The organism is Sphingopyxis sp. CCNWLW2 (assembly GCF_037095755.1).
GTDB lineage: Bacteria > Pseudomonadota > Alphaproteobacteria > Sphingomonadales > Sphingomonadaceae > Sphingopyxis.
The window spans coordinates 48,702-68,684 of the sequence record NZ_JBAWKJ010000002.1 but is presented as its reverse complement, the minus strand read 5'-3'; the positions used below and the strand labels follow the sequence as shown (position 1 = coordinate 68,684).

At 66.1% G+C, this 19,983-nt stretch carries 23 protein-coding genes; 9 read left to right on the top strand and 14 right to left on the bottom strand.

Going from position 1 to position 19,983, the window contains the following annotated elements; genetic code table 11:
• Positions 1-76 precede the first annotated feature (76 nt).
• From V8J55_RS11500 to V8J55_RS11465, 8 genes are all read left to right on the top strand, one after another.
• Positions 77-574 (top strand): UPF0262 family protein, encoded by a 498-nt coding sequence (locus V8J55_RS11500; protein WP_336445801.1) that lies wholly within the window; start codon positions 77-79, stop codon positions 572-574.
• Positions 575-576: 2 nt separating this feature from the next.
• Positions 577-1,332, top strand: a complete 756-nt coding sequence (locus tag V8J55_RS11495; RefSeq protein ID WP_336445799.1) for a GH25 family lysozyme — start codon at positions 577-579, stop codon at positions 1,330-1,332.
• A complete protein-coding gene (locus V8J55_RS11490; protein WP_336445798.1) occupies positions 1,329-1,778 on the top strand; it encodes a cytidine deaminase in 450 nt (149 codons plus the stop codon). Before V8J55_RS11495 ends, V8J55_RS11490 begins: the two co-directional genes overlap by 4 nt.
• 38 nt (positions 1,779-1,816) lie before the next feature.
• Positions 1,817-2,371 (top strand): dCTP deaminase, encoded by a 555-nt coding sequence (gene dcd / locus V8J55_RS11485; protein WP_037514827.1) that lies wholly within the window; start codon positions 1,817-1,819, stop codon positions 2,369-2,371.
• An 81-nt stretch (positions 2,372-2,452) separates the two neighbouring features.
• Entirely contained in the window at positions 2,453-4,174 is a 1,722-nt protein-coding gene (locus tag V8J55_RS11480) for a cellulase family glycosylhydrolase (RefSeq protein WP_336445797.1), read from the top strand.
• Positions 4,175-4,245: 71 nt separating this feature from the next.
• Complete coding sequence (locus V8J55_RS11475; protein WP_336445796.1) at positions 4,246-4,758, top strand: DoxX family protein; 513 nt, start codon at positions 4,246-4,248, stop codon at positions 4,756-4,758.
• 71 nt (positions 4,759-4,829) lie between these two features.
• Entirely contained in the window at positions 4,830-6,002 is a 1,173-nt protein-coding gene (locus V8J55_RS11470; RefSeq protein WP_336445795.1) for a saccharopine dehydrogenase family protein, read from the top strand.
• A 7-nt stretch (positions 6,003-6,009) separates the two neighbouring features.
• Positions 6,010-6,810, top strand: coding sequence for an acyl-CoA thioesterase (locus V8J55_RS11465; protein ID WP_336445794.1), 801 nt, complete (start codon positions 6,010-6,012; stop codon positions 6,808-6,810).
• Between the two features lie 166 nt (positions 6,811-6,976).
• Here the strand turns inward: V8J55_RS11465 and V8J55_RS11460 are convergent, their stop codons facing one another.
• From V8J55_RS11460 to V8J55_RS11435, 6 genes are all read right to left on the bottom strand, one after another.
• Positions 6,977-8,332 carry an ATP-binding protein gene (locus tag V8J55_RS11460; RefSeq protein WP_336445793.1) on the bottom strand — a complete coding sequence of 452 codons (1,356 nt, stop codon included), beginning with the start codon at positions 8,330-8,332 and terminating at the stop codon, positions 6,977-6,979.
• Positions 8,329-9,063, bottom strand: a complete 735-nt coding sequence (locus V8J55_RS11455) for a response regulator (protein WP_336445792.1) — start codon at positions 9,061-9,063, stop codon at positions 8,329-8,331. The genes V8J55_RS11460 and V8J55_RS11455 overlap by 4 nt, the downstream gene beginning before the upstream one ends.
• Before the next feature lie 138 nt (positions 9,064-9,201).
• Positions 9,202-9,795, bottom strand: coding sequence for an EF-hand domain-containing protein (locus V8J55_RS11450; RefSeq protein ID WP_336445791.1), 594 nt, complete (start codon positions 9,793-9,795; stop codon positions 9,202-9,204).
• Positions 9,796-10,006: 211 nt separating this feature from the next.
• Positions 10,007-10,234, bottom strand: a complete 228-nt coding sequence (locus tag V8J55_RS11445) for a hypothetical protein (protein WP_336445790.1) — start codon at positions 10,232-10,234, stop codon at positions 10,007-10,009.
• A 142-nt stretch (positions 10,235-10,376) separates the two neighbouring features.
• The gene (locus tag V8J55_RS11440) at positions 10,377-12,653 is read right to left on the bottom strand and encodes a penicillin acylase family protein (RefSeq protein ID WP_336445789.1); all 2,277 of its coding nucleotides are present in this window, start codon (positions 12,651-12,653) and stop codon (positions 10,377-10,379) included.
• 275 nt (positions 12,654-12,928) lie between these two features.
• On the bottom strand, positions 12,929-13,102 hold the full coding sequence (locus V8J55_RS11435; protein ID WP_037514818.1) for a DUF1328 domain-containing protein: 174 nt from the start codon (positions 13,100-13,102) through the stop codon (positions 12,929-12,931).
• Positions 13,103-13,341: 239 nt separating this feature from the next.
• Here V8J55_RS11435 and V8J55_RS11430 point away from each other — a divergent pair, with 239 nt between their 5' ends.
• A complete protein-coding gene (locus V8J55_RS11430; RefSeq protein ID WP_336445788.1) occupies positions 13,342-13,845 on the top strand; it encodes an FKBP-type peptidyl-prolyl cis-trans isomerase in 504 nt (167 codons plus the stop codon).
• Here the strand turns inward: V8J55_RS11430 and V8J55_RS11425 are convergent.
• The 8 genes from V8J55_RS11425 to trbL all read right to left on the bottom strand — a co-directional run bounded on the left by V8J55_RS11425 (position 13,758) and on the right by trbL (position 19,958).
• Positions 13,758-14,507, bottom strand: coding sequence for a hypothetical protein (locus V8J55_RS11425; protein ID WP_336445786.1), 750 nt, complete (start codon positions 14,505-14,507; stop codon positions 13,758-13,760). The two genes, V8J55_RS11430 and V8J55_RS11425, sit on opposite strands and share 88 nt — an antisense overlap.
• Positions 14,508-14,593: 86 nt before the next feature.
• Positions 14,594-14,893 (bottom strand): hypothetical protein, encoded by a 300-nt coding sequence (locus V8J55_RS11420; RefSeq protein ID WP_037514816.1) that lies wholly within the window; start codon positions 14,891-14,893, stop codon positions 14,594-14,596.
• Positions 14,894-15,323: 430 nt separating this feature from the next.
• Positions 15,324-15,530 carry a helix-turn-helix domain-containing protein gene (locus tag V8J55_RS11415; protein WP_336445785.1) on the bottom strand — a complete coding sequence of 69 codons (207 nt, stop codon included), beginning with the start codon at positions 15,528-15,530 and terminating at the stop codon, positions 15,324-15,326.
• A gap of 26 nt (positions 15,531-15,556) precedes the next feature.
• Positions 15,557-15,772: a DUF2274 domain-containing protein gene (locus V8J55_RS11410; RefSeq protein WP_336445784.1), complete on the bottom strand. Its 216-nt coding sequence runs from the start codon at positions 15,770-15,772 to the stop codon at positions 15,557-15,559.
• On the bottom strand, positions 15,772-17,028 hold the full coding sequence (locus V8J55_RS11405; RefSeq protein WP_336445783.1) for a TrbI/VirB10 family protein: 1,257 nt from the start codon (positions 17,026-17,028) through the stop codon (positions 15,772-15,774). Before V8J55_RS11405 ends, V8J55_RS11410 begins: the two co-directional genes overlap by 1 nt.
• Positions 17,025-17,849 (bottom strand): P-type conjugative transfer protein TrbG, encoded by an 825-nt coding sequence (trbG, locus tag V8J55_RS11400; protein ID WP_336445782.1) that lies wholly within the window; start codon positions 17,847-17,849, stop codon positions 17,025-17,027. The genes V8J55_RS11405 and trbG overlap by 4 nt, the downstream gene beginning before the upstream one ends.
• Positions 17,846-18,631: a conjugal transfer protein TrbF gene (gene trbF / locus V8J55_RS11395; RefSeq protein ID WP_336445781.1), complete on the bottom strand. Its 786-nt coding sequence runs from the start codon at positions 18,629-18,631 to the stop codon at positions 17,846-17,848. The genes trbG and trbF overlap by 4 nt, the downstream gene beginning before the upstream one ends.
• Positions 18,632-18,635: 4 nt before the next feature.
• Complete coding sequence (gene trbL / locus V8J55_RS11390) at positions 18,636-19,958, bottom strand: P-type conjugative transfer protein TrbL (RefSeq protein ID WP_336445780.1); 1,323 nt, start codon at positions 19,956-19,958, stop codon at positions 18,636-18,638.
• Positions 19,959-19,983 lie beyond the last annotated feature (25 nt).

The following is a 19,983-nucleotide window of genomic DNA, read 5'->3' as shown; positions in this document are numbered from 1 at the left end:
AGCCTATCATAACTGTGGAATGCTGTGAATAAGTCGGCTTGCCCTTCGCCTCCGGCCAAGTAGAAGCACGGACAGCATGAACCACGCAGACCCCTCGAAACAACGGATCATTTCGGTCGAACTCGACGAAGGGTCGATCGTCTGGCGCAATCCCGATGTCGAGCAGGAACGCCGCGTCGCGATCTTCGACCTGATCGAAGATAACAAGTTCGTGCCGCAGCGCGGGCATGCGGATGGCTATGCCGGCCCCTACCGCTTGATGCTGCGTGTAGAGGATGGCCGGTTGATCTTTGAAATTTCACGCGAAGATGGCTCGCCGCTCGAGGCGATCATCCTAGGCCTCGGCCGTTTCCGCCGCCCGATCCGCGACTATTTCGCGATTTGCGACTCTTATTATCAGGCGATCAAGACCTCGACCGCGCAGCAAATCGAGACCGTCGACATGGCGCGGCGCGGCCTGCACAACGAGGCCGCCGAAATGCTGATGGACCGGCTCGACGGCAAGATCGCGGTCGATTTCGACACGGCGCGACGATTGTTCACGCTGATCTGCGTGCTGCACATCAAGGGTTAGGGATGGCGACGGGGGCAATCAGGGGCGGAAAGGCGAACGGAACGCTGGCCGCGTGGCGCGCCGCGACCGCGCGCCTGCTGCGCCGGATCGGCGCCGCGATCGTGCTCCTGCTCCTCGCCGCCGGCCTCGCCTTGTGGTGGGCCGCGCGCTGGACCCCCGACCGCACGCTCTATCCGACGCAGGGCGTGACGATCGACGCGGGCAATGGCGATGTCCGTTGGGGGTCGATCAAGGCCGCGGGCGCCGATTTCGCCTATATCGTGGGAACCGACGGTTCGGCCGCCGTTGACCCGAAGTTCGCGCGCAACATGACCGGCGCGCGCGAAGCCGGCGTGCAGGCGGGCGCGATCCACCGCTACAGCCTCTGCCAACTCGCGACCGATCAGGCCGCCAATTTCATCCGCCACGTCCCGCGCCGCGCCGACGCCCTCCCCGCGGTCGTCTGGCTCGACTATGACGACCGCTGCCCGGACCGCCCGACGCGCGCGCTGCTCTTGTCCGAACTCGCGACCTTTCTGGCGCAGATCGAGGCGCATATGGGCAAGCAGAGCGTCATCGCCCCCGGCCCGGCGTTCGAGAGCGACTACAAGGTGACGCAGGGCATCGCGCGCACGACCTGGCTGCGCCGCGACTTTTTCGAACCCGATTATGGCGCGCACCCCTGGGCGATGTGGCAGGCGAATGATTATGTCCGCCTGTCGGGCGCCGAGGGCACCGTCGGCTGGAATGCGCTGCGCCCGCAAGGAGAGATGCGATGAGTGAGGACCGCGATGCCCTGATCGACGCCGCGCGCGACGCCGCGAGCCGCGCCTATGCGCCCTATTCGGGCTTCCACGTCGGCGCTGCGCTGCTCCTGAAGAATGGCGATGTCGTCACCGGCGCGAATGTCGAGAACGCGAGCTATGGCCTTACGCTCTGCGCCGAAACCGCAGCGGTGGCGAAGATCGCGAACGAAGGTTGGATCGGCGAGCTCGCCGAGGTCGCGATCGTCGGCGGGCGCCCCGACGGCGATGCGCTCATCGGCACCGACCCGGTCAATCCGTGTGGCCGCTGCCGCCAGATCCTCAACGAAGCCGCCGAGCGGTCGAAGACCGATATCCTCGTCCATTGCGCCTCGGGCGACGGCAGCGCGGTGATGAGCTACCGGCTCAGCGAGCTGCTGCCCGCGGCCTTTGGTCCCAAGGACCTCGGCCTCATCGACTGACCGCTTGCGCAACCCCCACAGGACCGACAAGAGACACCATGGCCATTCTTTCCGACCGCTGGATTCGCGAAGCCGCCCAGACGCAGGGCATGATCGAACCTTTCGTGGAGGCGCAGCGCCGCGACGGCTGCATCAGCTACGGCCTCTCCTCCTACGGCTATGACGCGCGCGTCGCGCCCGAGTTCAAGATTTTCACCAACATTGATTCGACCACGGTCGACCCCAAGGAATTCGACCCCAAGAATTTCGTCGACCGCGAAACCGACGTCTGCATCATCCCGCCGAACAGCTTTGCCTTGGCGCGCACGGTCGAATATTTCCGCATCCCGCGCGATATCCTCGTCATCTGCCTCGGCAAGTCGACCTATGCGCGCTGCGGCATCATCGTGAACGTCACCCCGCTCGAGCCCGGCTGGGAAGGCCATGTGACGCTCGAATTTTCGAACACCACCCCCCTGCCCGCCAAAATCTACGCGAACGAAGGCGCGTGCCAGTTCCTGTTCCTGCAGGGCAATGAGCCGTGCGAGACGAGCTACGCCGATCGCGCGGGCAAATATATGGGGCAAAAGGGCGTCACGCTGCCCAAGCTGTGATACCGCGACTGACGCTAACGCGCTTGCCCTGACAGCGAAAATTGATAACGTTCCCATAAATCAGAACATGGGGATGAGGCCATGAACGTCCGCACCGTCGCATACGCGCTCGCCGCGCTGCTTTCCTCCACCACCGCGCACGCCGAAGGCTTTCTGAAGGTCGAGGGGACCGAGATCGTCGACGGATCGGGCAAACCCGTCATCCTGCGCGGCATGGGGCTCGGCGGCTGGATGCTGCAGGAAGGTTATATGCTGAAGCTCGGCGAGGTCGGGCAGCAGCATAAAATCCGCGCGAAGCTCGTCGAACTTGTCGGCGAGGAACGTACGGCTCAATTCTACCGCGCGTGGATCGACAACCACACGACCGAGGCCGACATCGCCGCGATGGCGAAATGGGGCTTCAACTCGGTGCGGCTGCCGATCCATTTCGACCAGCTCACCCTGCCCGCCGACAAGGAACCCAAAGCCGGTGAAGACACGTGGCACGAGGAGGGTTTCCAGCGCATCGACCGCCTGCTCGCGTGGAGCAAGGCGAACGGCATCTGGCTGATCCTCGACCTCCACGCCGCGCCCGGCGGTCAGGGCAACGACCTCGCCATCTCCGACCGCGACCCCGCCAAGCCGTCGCTGTGGCAGAGCGAGGAGAACCAGCGCAAGACCGTCGCGCTGTGGAGCAAGCTCGCGGCACGCTACAAGGACGAGCCGTGGATCGGCGCCTATGACCTCATCAACGAGCCCAATTGGAGCTTTGCGACCCCCGGCAAGGGCAATGGCTGCGACGAGACCGAGAATAAGGCGGTCTGGGGCCTGCAGCAGCGGATCACCGCAGCGATCCGCAAGGTCGACACCAAACATATCGTGATCATCGAGGGCAATTGCTGGGGCAATAATTACAAGGGCCTGCCGCCCGCGTGGGACGCCAATATGGTGCTGAGCTTCCACAAATACTGGAACCGCAACGACGAAGCGAGCATCGCCGAGATCAAGGCGCTGCGCACCAGCTATAACCGCCCCATCTGGCTTGGCGAGTCGGGCGAGAACAGCAACGGCTGGTATCGCGACGCGATCGCGCTGGTCGAAGGCGACGGCATCGGCTGGAATTTCTGGCCGCTCAAGAAGATCGGCTTCAACCAGCCGCTCGAAATCGTCGCCGGCGACGGGTGGATGAAGATCGTCGCATGGATGACGGGCAAGGGCCCGAAACCCGGCGCCGACGAGGCGTTCGCCGCGATGATGCAGCTCGCCGAAAACACGCGCTTCGACAAGAACATCCCCAAACCCGACGTGATCGACGCGATGTTCCGCCAGCCGCGCGACGCGAGCTACCGTTCCTTCGTCGCCCGCACGCTGGACAGCACGCCGCTGACCGTCGCCGCCGCCGATTATGACCTCGGCCCGCCGGGTGTCGCCTATCAGGATACAGTCGACGCCAATTATCATGTCGCGACCGGCGGCGAGCGGACGCCGTGGAACAACGGCACGACGTACCGTAACGACGGGGTCGATATCGCGCGCGCGGCCGATGGCACGCCCTATGTCAGCGATTTCGTCACCGGCGAGTATATGCGTTACAGCGCCGATGTCGCCAAGGCGGGACGCTGGACCGTCGCCGCGCGCGCGCGCTCGGCAAAGGGCGGTCGCATCGGCCTCGACGAACGCGGCGTCGCCATCCCCGCAAGCACGGCATGGCAGATCGTCAAACTCGCCGACGTCGACCTGCCCGCCGGGCCCGGCACCGCCACCCTCCGCGCCTTCGATTGCAGCGACTGCGAGGTCGCCGAGCTGGTCTTTACCCCGCGCTAGGCCGGAACCCGATCGCCTCCCGCGCGTCCTGTCTGCACAAGCGGACGGGGCCTGTTTGGAGGATATGATCCATGTCCATGATCGCCGTATTCATCGGCCGCCTGTTCATCGCGTTGATTTTCATCGTGTCGGGGGTCAACAAGCTGATCCATGTGTCCGACACCACCGCGATGATCGCGACCTCCGGCCTGCCCGGCGGGCTCGCCATCCCGGTCGGCCTCTTCGAGCTGATCGCGGGCATCTGCATCGCGCTCGGCATCGCCGTGCGGCTGGTGTCGATCCTGCTCGCGGGCTTCGTCCTCGCCACGATCCTCTTCTTTCACCGCGAGTTCACCGACCCGGTGCAGGCGATGGCGGCGATGAAGAATCTGGCGATCGCGGGCGGTCTGCTCTGCCTCTTCGGCTATGGCCACACGCGCTGGAGCTACGATGCGCTGCGCCAGCGTCGCCGCGCCGAGTTGGCCACGCATCGCGCGCAGGAACACGCCACCGACGCCGAACTCCGCGTCGCACGCGCCGAGGGCCGAGCGGAGGCGATCGGCACGCCCGTGGCGGTGGAAAAACGCCCCTTCTGGCGCCGCTAGACCTTCGCGCTTGGCAAGCTTCCCCGCCTGCGCTAGCCTCCACTTAACGTTTACGTAAAGGGAGAATGGCCATGGCGGGGACCCGCGAGTTCGACATCATCGTCTATGGCGCAACCGGCTTTACCGGCCGCCTAGTCGCCGAATATCTCAGCGCCCATTATGCGGGCCGCAAGGACGCGCCGAAATGGGCGATGGCGGGGCGCAGCGCCGAAAAGCTTGCCGAGGTCCGCGACCTCATCGGCGCGCCCAAGGACACCCCGCTGGTGGTCGCCGACGCGAGCGATCCCGCCAGCCTCGATGCGATGGCGGCGCGCGCCGAGGTCATCCTGACCACGGTCGGCCCGTACCAGCTTTACGGGGGCGAACTCGTCGCTGCCTGCGTCAAGGCGGGCACCGCCTACGCCGACCTTTGCGGCGAACCCGGCTGGATGCGCGATATGATCGACGCGCATCAGGACGCGGCGAAGGCATCGAGCGCGCGCATCACCTTCAGCTGCGGTTTCGACAGCATCCCGTTCGACCTCGGCGTCCATTTCCTGCAGGCCGAAGCCGTCAAGCGCCACGGCAAACCCGCTCCGCGCGTCAAGGGCCGCGTCCGCAAGATGGCGGGCGGCGCGTCGGGCGGCACGATCGCCAGCCTCACCGAAACGCTCAAAGCCATCGCGAAAAAGCCCTCGCTCGCGCTGCTACTGCGGTCGAGTTTCGCGCTGACTCCCGGCTTCGAGGGCCCATCGCAGCCGACCGGGCTGATCCCCGAATATGACAGCGCGACGGGCACCTGGACCGCCCCCTTCGTGATGGCGCCGATCAACACCAAGAACGTCCACCGCACCAATTTCCTGCTCGGCCATCCGTGGGGCGAAGACCTTGTGTACGATGAGATGGTGATGACGACGATCGGCGACGCGGGGAAAGCGATGGCCGAAGCGATGGCGAAGGCGAATCCCTTTGGCGAATCGACGCTCAAGCCCGGCGAAGGCCCGAGCAAGGAAGAGCGCGAGAACGGTTTTTACGACATCCTCTTCATCGGCGAATATCCCGACGGCACCACGGTGCGCGCGAGCGTCCAGGGCGACCGCGACCCCGGCTATGGCTCGACGTCGAAGATGCTCGCCGAAACGGGCATCGCGCTGCTCGCGAACAAGGGCAAAGGCGGCGTCTGGACCCCGGGCGCGCTGCTCGGCGACGCGCTGATCGAGCGGCTGACCGCCAATGCCGGACTGACTTTCCAGATCGAGGAATAAGAGACCCATGACGACCTCTCCCAGCGCGCTCGACGCGCTGCTTTCGACGCTGCGCACCGAAGAGGGCGTGGCCAAAGCGCATATCGACGAAGGATGGATGCAGGGTCGCACCGCCTATGGCGGGATCAGTTCGGCGGTCGCGCTCGCGGGCACGATGGTGCTCCATCCCACCGAAACCCCGCTGCGCTATGCGCAGATCAGCTTCGTCGGTCCGGTGGGCGGCGATTGCACCGTCGAAGCGCGCGTGCTGCGCCAGTCGAAATCGTCGCTGTTCATCGACGCCGGCGTGTCGAGCGACCAAGGCTTCGGCACCGCCGCGGTCTTTGCCTTTTCGGGCGACCGCAAGAGCCACCTCGACCATGATCGCCTGTCGGTGCCCGACGCGCCCGATCCCGAGACGCTGGCGCCGGTGCCCGAGCATCATGCACGCCCGCCCTTCACGCGCCATTTCGACATGCGCCCGACCACCGGCCCGCGCTTCGGCTGGAAAAGCGAGGTCGGCGAATATCTGACCTGGGTCCGCTTCGTCGAGGAGCCGGCATGCCATCCCGCCGTTGCGCTGCTCGCGATGGGCGACGCCCTACCCCCCGCCGCGATGGCGCTGTTCAGCGAATTCGGGCCGATCAGCTCGATGAACTGGACGGTCAATATGCTGACCGGCACGCCGACGACCGACGACGGCTGGTGGCTGCTCTCAGCCAAAACCGCCTACGCGCGGCATGGTCTGTCGGTGCAGGACATGATGCTGTGGAACCGCGCCGGTGAGCCGATCCTCAGCGGCAGCCAGGCGATCGCGATCTACGCTTGACGACCAAAGTTGCCGCCCCGCACCTTACTTCGTCATCCCCGCGAAAGCGGGGACCAGCGAGCTGACGTCGCAACTGCGTTCCCGCTTTCGCGGGAATGACGAAGGTGGGGATATCGGCTCCACCCCATAGCGAACCTTCCCGCCATCGACCGGCGGATCCGTCATACTACGCCTGAACCGGCAGTGTAATCACCGCATCGAGCCCGCCCCCGGCACGGTTCGACAGCGCCAGCGCCCCACCCTCGCCTTCGGCGATATCGCGCGCGATCGACAGGCCCAGCCCGGCTCCGCCGGTCGCGCGGTTGCGCGATTGTTCGCCGCGCGCAAAGGGTTCGATCAGCGTCTTGATCTGTTCGCCGGTCAGCCCGGGGCCGTCGTCCGACACGATAATCCGCGCCACCGCTCCGTCGGTCACAACCGACAGTCGCGCCCGCACGCCATAAGCGATCGCGTTGTCGGCAAGATTGCGCAGCGCGCGCTTGAGCAGCATCGGCCGCGCCAGCACGGCGGCGTCGGCCATATCGCCGATCGCGACCTCCTTGCCGCGCTCCTGATAATCGGCCGCGAGTTCGCCGATCAATTCGCGCAGCGGGATGCGCTCGCGCGCCTCGGTTCCCGCGCCCGACCGCGCCAGCGCCAAAATGTCGCTCAGCATCGCGGTCATTTCCTCGATGCTCGCGATCATCTTGTCGCGCAGCGTCTCGTCCTCGACCTGCTCGACACGTACGCGGAGGCTGGCGAGCGGGGTCCGCAGATCGTGCCCGACGGCGCCGAGCATCCGGTCCTTGTCCGACAGCATCGCCGAAATACGGCCGCGATAGGCGTTGAAGGCGGCGATCAGGTCGCGCACGTCCGACGGCCCCTCTTCCTCAAGCGGTTCGGCATCGCGCAGCGCCGGATTGGCGCGCGCCGCGCGCGTCAGGTCGCGCAGCGGCCGCGCGGCGCGATATGCGATCAGCATGATCGGAACGAGCAAAAGCAGATAAAGCGACAGCGTCTGCCAGACGAGGAAGCCCTGCAGCCGGTTGCCCCCCGCCGCGATCCGCGTGCGCACCGAAAAATAGCGCCCGTCGACCTTCGCGACGACGATGACGACACGGTCGGGAAAGGCGGACCGCCGTAACCGCTGTTGCTCGCGCGGCGGAAGCGCCCACGCGTCGACCATTGCGGCAGGAATATTGGTCTCGCCGAGCAAGCCTTCAACATAGGCGGCAAGGTCGGGCACGCGGACGGCGCCGATGGGCATCGGGGGGAGATGATCGGAGATCACCAGTTTCTGCGCACGCTCGCGCGCCTCGTGCCGCTCGCGTTCGTTGCGGGGCGGCCTGAAGTCACCACGCCGGTCGCGCTCGATCGCATCGATGATCCGCGCGACGGCCATGCCGCCGCCGTGCGCCAGCGTCTGCTGCCGCATCCCGCGCGACAGCAGCACAAAGTTGATCGCCTGCGCCACGAACAGCATCACCGCGACCGCAAAAACGAGCTGGCCGACGAGGCTTTTGGGCCACAACCGCAGTTTCACGCCGCCGGGCCCATCCGCTTGACCTCGCACGCCAGCGTATAGCCCCCGCCCCACACCGTCTTGACGATCTGTGGATGCGCGGCGTCGACCTCGATCTTCTTACGCAGCCGGCTGACCAGATTGTCGATCGCGCGGTCGAAGATATCGGCCTCGCGCCCGCGCACCATGTCGAGCAGCCGGTCGCGGCTCATCACCTGCCGCGGGTGGCGGACCAGCGCGTGAAGCAGATGATATTCACCCGACGACAGCGCGACCTCATTGCCTTCGCCATCGACCAGCACGCGTTCGACTTCGCGTAGCACCCAGTCGCCAAAGGCATAATAGGTCCCGCCCGGATCGAGCGCGCGCCCGCCCTGTTGCGTCCGGCGCAGGACAGTGCGGATGCGCGCGACCAGCTCGCGCGGGTTGAAGGGTTTGACGACATAATCGTCGGCGCCGATCTCCAGCCCGATGATCCGCTCGGTATCCTCGGCGCGCGCGGTCAGCAGGATGACGGGGATACTGCTCGTCTCACGCAAATGGCGGGTCAGCGACAGGCCGTCCTCGCCCGGCATCATAATGTCGCTGACGACCAGGTCGACGCCCTGCGCACGCAGCACCGATCGCGCCTCGGCGGCGCTCGCGACGTCGGTCACCGCAAAACCCTGCGCGATGAGATATTCGCCCAGCGGCTCGCGGATCGACGGCTCGTCGTCGATCAGCAGGATGCGCGGGGTGTCGCTGTCGGTCATCAGGTTTCCGTCGAAAAAATGCTGGTTCGCCCACCGGCCGCGGGAGCCGGTGGGCGATAGCTGACAGGGACCGGCAACAAAGGCAATGCCGGGAGGGGAGGAAGGCCTACGCTTTGCCGCCGAGCCCCTGCCAAATGCTTACTGGTTCGCGGGAGCAGCCGGAGCCGCACCACGCTTGGCGCGCCATGCGCCGCGCTGGGCCTGACGTTCTTCGACGGTGACCTGACCATCCTTGTTCGCGTCGGCGGCGTCGAAGCGCGCGAGCGCCGCGGTCTGGAACTCGGCCTGGCTGATCGCCTTGTCGCCGTCGGTATCGGCCTTGCCCATCATCATGCCGTGATGGCCGCCGCGCTTGCCATGACCGCCACGCATGCCGTGGTGACGCTTGCCTTCGCCGGCTTCACCGGCTTCGGCACGCTTTTCACCGCGTTCGGCGCGCTTGGCGGCACGATCGGCGCCATGCTTGTCCCATTCGGCCTTGCTGATGCTGCCATTGCCGTCAGCGTCGAGGCTGGCGAACCGCTTGGCCTGCCGCTCGGCACGCTGTGCGGCGCGGTCGGTGGCGTCGAGCTTGCCATCCTTGTTCGCATCCATTTTTGCAAACATCTGCGTGGCCCGGGCCTGCGCGTCGGCGCGGGTCTGCACGGGATTGCTGTCGGCGCCGGGTGCGGCGAGAACGGGCACCGCCACCAATGCGGCGGCGAGCGTAAAGAGCGAGATTTTCTTGTTCACGTAACGAACTCCTTCATGGGCCTTCCGGGAATGAGCCGGAACCCGATGAAGCCGTTCTAGGCGCGGTTTGTCCCAGCCACGTGCCGGATCGACGGAAAATTGTCGCAAATTGTCGCAAAACCGGGTTGCCGTTCATTTCGCGGCAAGCGGCGGACGCATGGCGGCCGCACACGCCCGAGGGAATGTGCGGCCGCCGCCGTCACAAGCCTCTTTACGGGCTGACGGGCGAATCATCATCCTTGTCAGCGACGAGGATGATCGCGCCGATGCCGACCAGCAGGCCGACAAGCCCGATGATCCAGCTCGAACTGCCCTCGAGTTCGTTTTGACCGCCCGCGTCCGACGCTGCGCGCGCAGCGGGCGCCGCCGATGCAACAACAGGCGCGGCGACCAAAGACGCCGCGGCGAACGATATTGCGAGTTTCCGTAGCATGGCCATGTCAGTCTCCGTCCAGGGGAAATCCACCCTTGGCCAAGCAACGTGCCGCAGCATCCATCGATCCGCCACCATCGGGCCCCTGCCTTCGGCTCGCCCCCGAATTGACACGGGTAGGAGAAAATGGGCGCGCGCTACGGCGCCGTCATTCCTTGATCCGCACCGGCCTGCCGGCAGCGTCGGCGGCGATTTCCGCCTTGGCGAAGGGCAGGCGATGCCATTTCTTTTGCGAATAGAGATGCGTCTGATCGGCGAAATGCGGCGAGGCTGGGTCGGGCGACTGTGAATAGCTGAGCACCGCATCGGCGACGGGGCCGGCGTTGTCGAAGCCGACGATCTGGACATAGCTCGACCCGTGATAGGGCGTGATGCCGCCCGGAACGGGGTTCGACGCCTGGAAGTTGAGCACGCCCGCACCGCCCTCGCCGCCATGCACCGCGATCCGTTCCTTGCCGCGCGGCGCGAACTGCACATCGCCCCAGCGCGCGTCGAGCGCGATCCCCTGCTCGTCGAGCTCTGCCGTCGCGGCGCTGAGCGCGGCCAACAGCTTGGTCGCCGTCTCGCCGGTCGTCACCATGTCGCGCGGCGTATGAACGGAGTCGGCGACGTCGAACGGCACCGCCCACAGGTCCGGAATGCGGCTCGCGGCTTTCCAGAAGAGTGTGAACAGATAGGCGCCGCGGCTGTCGACGTCGAACCGGCGATCCCATCCCTCCAGCGCCTTGCATCCGCGCGCGACCTCGGGCTTGCCGCGGCAGAGGTCCAGCAGCCGGTCCATTGCCAGCTCGGCGGCGAGGCTCTTGTTGGCAAAGGTCAGCTCCTTCGCCGCGGCATGGTCGACCTTGACCCCCGGCTTGCCGCCCTCGCCGTTCAACATGCGATCGAGTTCGATGAAGTTCGACCGCGTGCGCAGCGACAAGATGCTCTCCGCGCGGCCCAATATGGGCGACAGCGGCGTATGCGGCGCCTTGGCGTTGCTGATCCAGTAACTGTCGTTGCTGTTCGCGACATAGTCGCGCCGCGCATAGACCGCCTGCGACGCGGCGGGCATCATTCCGGGAACGGGCGTCCCCGGCGCGGCATCCCAGTCGCACGACGATCGCGCACCATCGAGCAGCGTCGCGCGCTCGGCGGCCAGCGCCGACAGCGGCGTCGCGCACGCCTTCATCTTCTCCGCCGACAGGTTGGGAACCACCGTCACATCGGCATGCAGCACATCGCCGTTGCGGTCGGCGGCAATCGTGTTGACCCAGGGGATGCCCAGCGTTTCCTCGACCGCAGCCCGCACCTCGCCGACATTGCGCGCCCGCGCGATGCGCACCCATGTGCCCAGCGCGCGCTGGTTGCCCTTGTTGCCCTCGCGCACCGCAAAGGCGGTCGAGGCAGTCCACGCGAGGCCCGACGCGGGCAAGACGACAATCGGGCCATAGCGCGTCGACCAGAGGGTGCGCGTCGCGGGGGCGCCGCCGCCGCCCATCGGCACGCTGATCGTCCGCGCCACCATTTTCTCGGACTTGCCGTCGACCAGATAGGCGGTGGGGTCCGATGGGTCGATCGTCAGCTGGAACAGCGTCGAATGCCGCGCCGCCGTCACCGTATGCGTCCACGCGACGTCGCGATTGAAGCCGAGTATGGGAAGCGGCGAGCCGGCGATCCCGACCCCCATGACGTCGAGCTTGCCGGGCACGGTGACATGCATCTGCCAGAACCGGTTCGGCCCGGTCCACGGGAAATGGGGGTTGCCGATCACCATGCCGCGGCCGTCGGCGGTCACATCGCCGCCGAACGCCCAGCCGTTGCTGCCCATGACCACGTCGTCCTGGCCGGGCAAGGCGTCGCCGGGGCGCATGGCCAGCTTGCCGCCCGGCGGCGCGGCATTGGCGATGCCGCTCGCCAGCGCGAGCGTGCCCAGGATCATGTTCTTTTCGTTGAGCCGCAGCAGGTCGTCGGTCGTGATCGGCCGCACCCACGCCTTTCCGCGGCACGCCTCGGGCACGCCTTCGGGCCCGATTTCGCGCAGCCAGCGATTATAGCCGGCGACATAGCCATCGGTGGTCAACGCCACTTCGCGCCCTTGCGCCTTCGCGCCTTCCCGTAGGCGCGGCAGGTCGATGACCGACCGGAAAAAGAAATCGGACGACAGATTGTCGACCGGCGCAAAGCCCAACACCGCTTTGGCTTCGGGGCCGAAATGCAGCGACCGCTCGCCCGCGACCGTCGCGAACTCCTCGGCGATCATGCACAGATTGTCCTGCGCATAGGCATAGCCGACGCCATAGCCCGCACCGCGCCAATCCTTTGCCGTGATATGCGGAATGCCGTAACTCGTCCGGACGATCGTCGCGTCGTAACGCTCCTTCGCCGCCGCCGGCATGGCGAGCAGCGCGCCGGCGAGCGCCGCCGGTATCAGATATTTCGACATCGATCCCCCTGTCGGCCTGCAGCCGCCGTCCTTTGGTGCGTGGTAAGTGACGGATTCACTAGCTGAAATCCAGCGCCATTTGGGCGCGCAAGCCATGAACCAAAGGCATGGGGTTGAGGATCGGGTAGCCAGAAACAGGTAAGCCCCGTCGCATTTCTGCGGCGGGGCTCCCTAGGTTCCGTCCGAAGACAGGAACCAGATTCTACCTTCTCTTTCGATCTAGTAGATGAGTGAAACGCCGCAGGTTCGACTTGGTTCCCGCGGCGTTCGATTTTTTATGTGATCTTCCGCGCCGCAGCCGATCCGAGGATCAGGAACAGGACAACGAGCGCAAGGCCGACGAAGAACAGGATCTTGGCAATCCCCGCCGCGGTGCCTGCAACGCCGCCGAAGCCGAGAACGGCCGCGACGAGCGCGATCACTGCAAAGATCAAAGCCCATTTAAACATCTGACGTCTCCTTCGATTGCAGAGCAGGACACACGGCACCGGCTTCGAAAGCCCGCGAAACGGGTTTTTCGAATGACGAAACAGCCGGTGGCCGCGCCTCAAGTCTCTGATTGATGTGTACGAAGCTGAAACGATGGATGCCGACGAAGGTTCCTGCCGCTCTCGCACCTTCCGACCGATAGGCTCTTGCCTATTCGGCCCGCGGTGCGTTTATGCGTGCAACGATCGAGGGAGTTTTCATGCACATATCGTCTTTGAACCGGCTGCTCGCGGCGGCCGCACTGGGCAGCTGCATTCCGGCGTCCGCCACCGCCCAGCAGGGCGAAACGCCGTCCACCCGGAGCACCGCCTATCTCAACAAGCAGATGGCGGCACTCGCCGAACGTCACGGCGCCGACGGCTGGCGCATGACGCCTAGCGGACTGCGCTGGCGCCGGATCGCGGGCGATGGCAGCGGCATACACCCCGGCCCGGCCGATAATGTCACCGTCCATTATGTCGGCACCTTCGCCGACGGCCGCGAGTTCGACAGCTCGGTCCGGCGCGGCGAACCGACGAGCTTTCCGCTCAACCGTGTGATCGACGGCTGGCAGGAAGGCGTGCAGTTGATGGGCGTCGGCGACAAGGTCGAATTCGCGATCCCCTGGCAGCTCGCCTACGGCCCCGTCGGCAAGGGCCCGATCCCCGGCGGCGCGACCTTGCTGTTCACGGTCGAGTTGCTCGGCGTCGAACCGGCCGGATAATCTGTCGGGGCGCCGGGGCGCGGCTGGGCGTGCAGGCGCGGAAAGACCGCCTCGAGCGGCTTGGTGTCGGGCAACACATAGACATATCCGCCCTTCTTCTGGAAAAGTGGGCGAACACTCTTGTTATGAAACGCTAGCGGGACGTTGATGCATCCGAAGGTGATGCGGTTGTCGTCGATACCGGGCGACAGCATCCGCTGCCGGCGGCGCTCCTTCTGGCTGCCCTTCGGGATCGGGTGGAGCGCCACCGAGGTGGCATAATCGACCCAGAGCACACTCTGCCGCCCCGCCGCCATCCCGAATTTCGCGAGGAAGCGTCCGGCGGGCGTCGTTCGCTCGGCGGGGCCGATCTCGGCAAGATCCTTCGATCCGATCCCCGGGGTGGCCTCGTCGCCGAGCGCAACGCCAATCAGGACCGGTGCCCGGCCGAGGAATTTCCCTTTGGCATCGAACAGGAACAGCGAGGCCGCGGGCTTGTCGATGATGATGTACGGCAAGCCGCCATTGTCGCCCGAGGCGGCAATCCAGTCGGCAACCCGCGTCGCGGCCTCCGAGCGAGTTGCGGCATCCGCGGTTTCGGCCTCGCTGGCCGGCGCGGCCGATCCTGCGGACACCGGAACGGTCAGCGCAAATCCCGCAAGCGCCACGAAGGTTTTGATCATAGGTCGATGCACTCGAATAGTGGGCGCCGTCGCCCGCGGGCGACGGCGCCGAAAATCACGGTCTCAACAATTTCCGCCGTGTCGCGTCAATTGCGCGGCCGCTTCTGCTGCGCCTGCATGCGCTGTTCGATGCCATCGACGCGGCCGCTCAGCTGATCGAGGCGCTGGCCATTATTCTGCGCCTGCCCCGATGCGGCCTGCGCTTCGGTCAATGCCTGCTTCGCGGTGGCGTCGGTCGCCTGCAATTGCGCTTCGAGTGCATCGACGCGCTGGCTCACCACGGCGACCTGCTCGCGCACAAAGCCTTTGGTCGCGCAGCCGCCCAAGCCCAGGGAACCGGCCAAAATCACAACCACGGGTGCTAGTTTTTTCAGAGACGGGGACATAGGAATTCTCCTGATCGTTAATGCCCCCCACCCGGCCGGTCCAAGCCGAGCGACGCCGCGCAAACAACGCGATTCTGTCCGGCTGTGCATCGGTTCAGGCAGATGGATAACGCCGGCATGTTGCCGCGGGTTCCGGGGCCTTACCGGCGCAAAACGGCGACCAGCCGAAGCCGGAGATTTCGCCTCATCGATGCAGGATTTTGGTGGAGGTAGCGGGATTCCAATCCGGCTCCTAGCCAACTGATATCCGAGGTCTTCTAGTTTCGATTTTTCGCCGTGGCCCCCAAACTGGCCCCCACTCGGTTTCGTGTGTCGGGTTCGTTTCCTAAACAGGGAACGCTTGATCGCTTACCCGTCCGCTACATTCTAACACCTGATTCGTCAAAGCGGAAAGACCAACTTGGCCACGTCTCGTCAGCCGCGCAGGAGCCTATTGTCGCTCGAAAAGGCGCTTGAGACTCTCGTAGCGAATGAAGGTCGACCGACCGACTTTCGACACTTCGAGCTCGCCGTCTGCAATGAGTTCGTAGAGGGTAGACCGGCTAATGCCTGTCAGCTTCACCGCCACCGAAACACGCACGCAAATCGGTTCCACCGGCAAGTCCCCGAACATCTCCTGCGCCGAGATGATTGACATACCGCTCCTGTCGCGGGTCTGGCTCCTCATGACTTCGAACGGGAGCGCATGAAAGCGCGGTCGCCTTCAAGAAATGACCACAGCATGTAGGGAACAAGATCGCTCGGCTTCTCGCGTTGCCCATATGTGGACGCATATACGTCGGCGTAATCCGCGAGCGCTTGTTCGAGGTCGGGCAGCATCTCGACGACGAGCTTCACGGGCTTGCGATCGGGGATCTTAGCGAGTTTGATATCGGGCATCATGGCCTCCACGGCGCGAGGATGAGATCGCGGTGGACGATCACACGGAACGGCCAGCCGGGCCGGACGCGGATGGTCGGCGGGATGTCGAGGTTCCGCTCGACAATGCGGTCGCCCGCGCGGGCGCCGTTGGTCTGTGCGGACTCGCGCATCGCGCGGACAAGCTCGCTCTCGTCGCTCCCGAAGCCGAGCTCGGTACCGACACCGAGCAGCGTCGCGAGACCGACGCCCTTGAGCAAAGCCCAGCTGTGAAAGTCGACCTTGTCTGCAAGCCCGGCATATCCCGCGGCATCGCTCGCGGGCGCGTTGTCGAGCGTCAGTGACGATCCGTCGGGCCAGATGATGCGCTGCCAAACGACAAAGGCGCGGCGCTGGCCGAAGGCAATATTGCTTTCGTAACGCCCGAGAAGCCGCGCGCCCTGCGGAATGAGGAGCGTGCGTCCGGTGATGCTGTCATAAACATTCTCACTGATCTGCGCGACGACGATGCCGGGCAGGTCACTGTCGAGCCCGGTCACGAGGTTCGCCGCGATGATGCTGCCGCTGCTCACGATCCACGGCGAGGCCGGAGGCTGGATCCGGTACGCGCTGACCTCCGTGGCGCCAGCGGCCGCCGCACTGCCGGTCGCCGGACCAATGCCCGCGGCCGCCGGAACCGCCTCGCCTGGCTTCGCAGACACCGATGCTGTGCCAACGCCCAAAAAGTCGGCCGCCCCGCCACGACCGCCGAGCGACATCAGCACCGCAGATTGGCGCGCCGCCGCCCGGTCCGCCAAGGCCTTTTCGCGGGCGGCGGCGGCCGCATCTGCGGCGGGATCGGCAGGCATCGCCTCGCCTTCCCCTGCCAGCTTGCGCTGATGCGCGAGGATCGGGCGCCCAAGGTCTCCGGGTAGCGGCGGGCCAAGCTTCGGGATCGCATCATAGCTACCCGGCGCAGCGGCGAGCGCCTCGGGCGAGCGGGCCTCCCTTGCTTCGAACATCTCGTCGCCACTCGCGGCAAGCTTGAACGACGTGGGGCTGAGCGCGATCCAGGCGGTCGCTGCGATCGCCAGCGCGCCGACGGCGGCAATGCCGATGATCAACTCGCGCCGGAAGCGGACGACGCGGCGCGGGCTTCCGCGCAGGACGAGGCTCTCGGGATCGACCTTGGGTGGCGACGGCGCGGAACCGTCGGGAGCCGGATCAGGCGGTTCAACTCCAACCTTCGGCGGCGCGTCCTCCCTGTCATCGCGCACCGGCATGTCCGACGCGCTCACCGGCTCGCTCCGGGCCGCGTGCGAACGATGCGGACGACTGTCTGGCGCTTCGTCCCATGGCGGAGCTCGGCGCGGTCGAAGAGGCGGTCGACAACATAAAAGCGCCCGTTGACGCGGTAGTTGACCAGTTCGGGGGTTTTCGCCTCGCCGGTCACGAACAGCGGCGGCGCCTCGCCCTGCCCTAATGTCGCGGGGAACTCGATATAGACCTGCCGTCCGTCGTCGAAGGCGCGCAAGGGACGCCAGGCGGGCTTGTCGCCACTGATCCTATACCCGAAGTCGAGACGGACCGGGTCGACCGCCGGACGCGCCTCAATCGCCGCGCGCGTTGCAGTTGCGGCGCGCTCGATCGCGAGAAGACTGTCGTGCGGATAGGTCCAGGAGACCGCCGCCATCGCCGTGCGCGCGGTGCTCGCGAGCGCGAGGTGATAGACGCGCCGGTCGGTCGTGATGATGAGATTGGTGGCGAGGCCGGGCGCGAGGGGCTTGATCATGATATGGACGCGACGCTCATCCCCCGCCCCGCTCGTCGTATCGCCGACCGTCCAGCGCGCGGTATCGCCCGCCGCGACCGCGACGAGCGCTTCGCCCGGCTGAAGCGCGATGTCGGTAACATGCTCGGGCGCGGTGACGAGGCGGTAGACCCCGCCTTCGACATAAGCATAGGTCTGGATCGCGCCGCGGTAGTCCTGCGTACGCGGCTCCTTGACTGCTGCGGCCGCCGCCGCACGGACACGCTCGACCGGTCCGGGTCCGGCGCTGGCGGATGAGCTCAGGACTGCCGCACCGGCGGCGGCAAGGATCGGGCGAAAGCAGATCATGGCAGGGCTCCTTCGGCGGTTGCGGGAACGGGAGGGGTATCGACGAGCAGTTCGTCCACCGGCGGCGGAACGCTCCTGGCCGCAGGCGCCCGCTCCTCGCGCTCATATTCGCGGCTCCAGTCGATGGCCTCGACATAGAGACCGAGCGGGTTCCTGCGGAGGACATCGGCGGAACGCGGCGGTTTGACGGCAACGGTCAGCATTGCGGTCCAGCGCGAAGTCGCGGCGAGGCTGCCGCGCTCATAGGCGCTCTCCTTCCACTTCACCTGCCACGATCGCGGTGAGGCGCGCACGACGCTGGTGATCTCGACCGAGACCGAGCGCGTGCCGACCTGCGCGAAGGGATCGCTGCTGCGGGCAAATTCGTTGAGGAACAGGGCGCCGCGTTCGCCCGCGAAATCATAGGCGGCGAGCCAATTCTCGCGCATCAGCACCGGATCGAGCGATATGCCGCGAACATTCGCGATAAAACGGCCGAGGGCCCATGCGATCTGTGGGTCAGTCGGATTGTAATCGGCCACCGCGGGGGCAACGCTGCGCGCCTCGCCGAGCCGGTCGACCTCGACCACATAGGGCGTCACGCGGCTCTGCACCGACTGCCAGACCAGGCCGCCGGCGAGCCCGGTCGAAAGCAGCAGCCCGCCGAACGCCATGATCCGCCAGTTTCGCGCCTGAACGCGCGCGGCGCCGATCCGGTCGTCCCACGCCTGGCCGGCGCGCTGATAGGGCGTGACAGGCTCGGGAGTCCGCCCGTAGCGTTGAATAGGTCGTCTGAACTTCATCGGATCAATCCTCCTTTTCGGCGATGTCGGGGCTTGCGCCGCTGCCGCCGCGGCTCCCGTCGGAAATCACATGGGCGGCGGTCTGCCGCGCCGAGCGACGGCGCTGGTCAGCCTTGAGGTCGGTCGCCCACGCGGGCGGTGCAGCCGACGCGGCGGCATGTTCGTTCGACGGCGGCGAAGCCGGGCTCTTGCTCTGGTTTCCGGCGTTCCAGGCGGCGTCGCGCCCGGCAGCGGCCGCGTCGGCGATCCCGAGCGAGCTGCCGGCGCGGCGCGCAGCATTGACCGCCGCGCCCTTGGTCGCGGTTGCGACGCCCGCGAGACCGGCGCCGACCGTTTGCGATCCCGAGGTTTCCTGCCCGAGCTTGTACGACGTCGATGCGGCCGCCCCCATCGACGTCCCGGCGCGGACGGCGCCGAGCGCGGCACCGCCGCCTGCGCGTGCGGCGGCTATGCCGGCGCCGCCGGCGACAATCATTGTGCCTGCGGCTGCGGCGACCGTCCCGACCGCGGCGCCTGCGCCCAGCTGCGGTGCTCCCGCGACGAGGCCCGATGCGATGCCGGGGCCGTAGATACCGAGCCCGAGCAGAGCCAAAGCACCGAGTGCGAGCGACATCGCTTCCTCGACGTCGGGCTCGGAGCCCGCCATCGTCGTCAGAAAATCGGGAAAGAAGCCCGAGCCGATGCCGACGATCACGCCGAGCACCATCACCTTGACGCCTGATGAGATGATGCTGCCGAGCACGCGTTCGGCGAGGAAGGCGGTCCGGTTCCAGAGGGCAAAGGGCATGAGCGCGAAGCCCGCGAGGCTCGTCAGCTTGAACTCGATCAGCGTGATGAAGAGCTGGATTGCGAGGATGAAGAAGGCGAGGATCGTGAGGACCCAGGCGATCAGCAGCACCACGATCTCGAGAAAATTCTCGAAAAAGGCGATCGGCCCGAGCATGTCCTTGATCTGGTCGATGAGCGGATGCGCCGCCTCGAACCCAGCACCGGCAAGTCGTCCGGGCTTCAGAAGGTCTTCGGCCGAGATCGTGCCGCCGCCGGCAGTGATGCCAAGCCCCGCGAAGGAGCGGAAGATAATATCCGAAAGTGCCCCGAAGTTACCGATGATGAAGGCGAATACGCCGACATAGAGGATCTTCTTCAGCAGCTTCGCGATGACGTCATTCTCGCCGCCCATTGCCCAGAAGAGTCCGGCGAGCGTGATGTCGATACCGATCAATATGCTGGTGAGGAAAGCGACATCGCCGCCGAGCAGCCCGAACCCGCTGTCGATGTAGCGGATGAAGGCTTCCATGAAGCGGTCGATGACATTGAGGTCGTCCATCGGGCGGGCTTTCGAAGGGGATGAA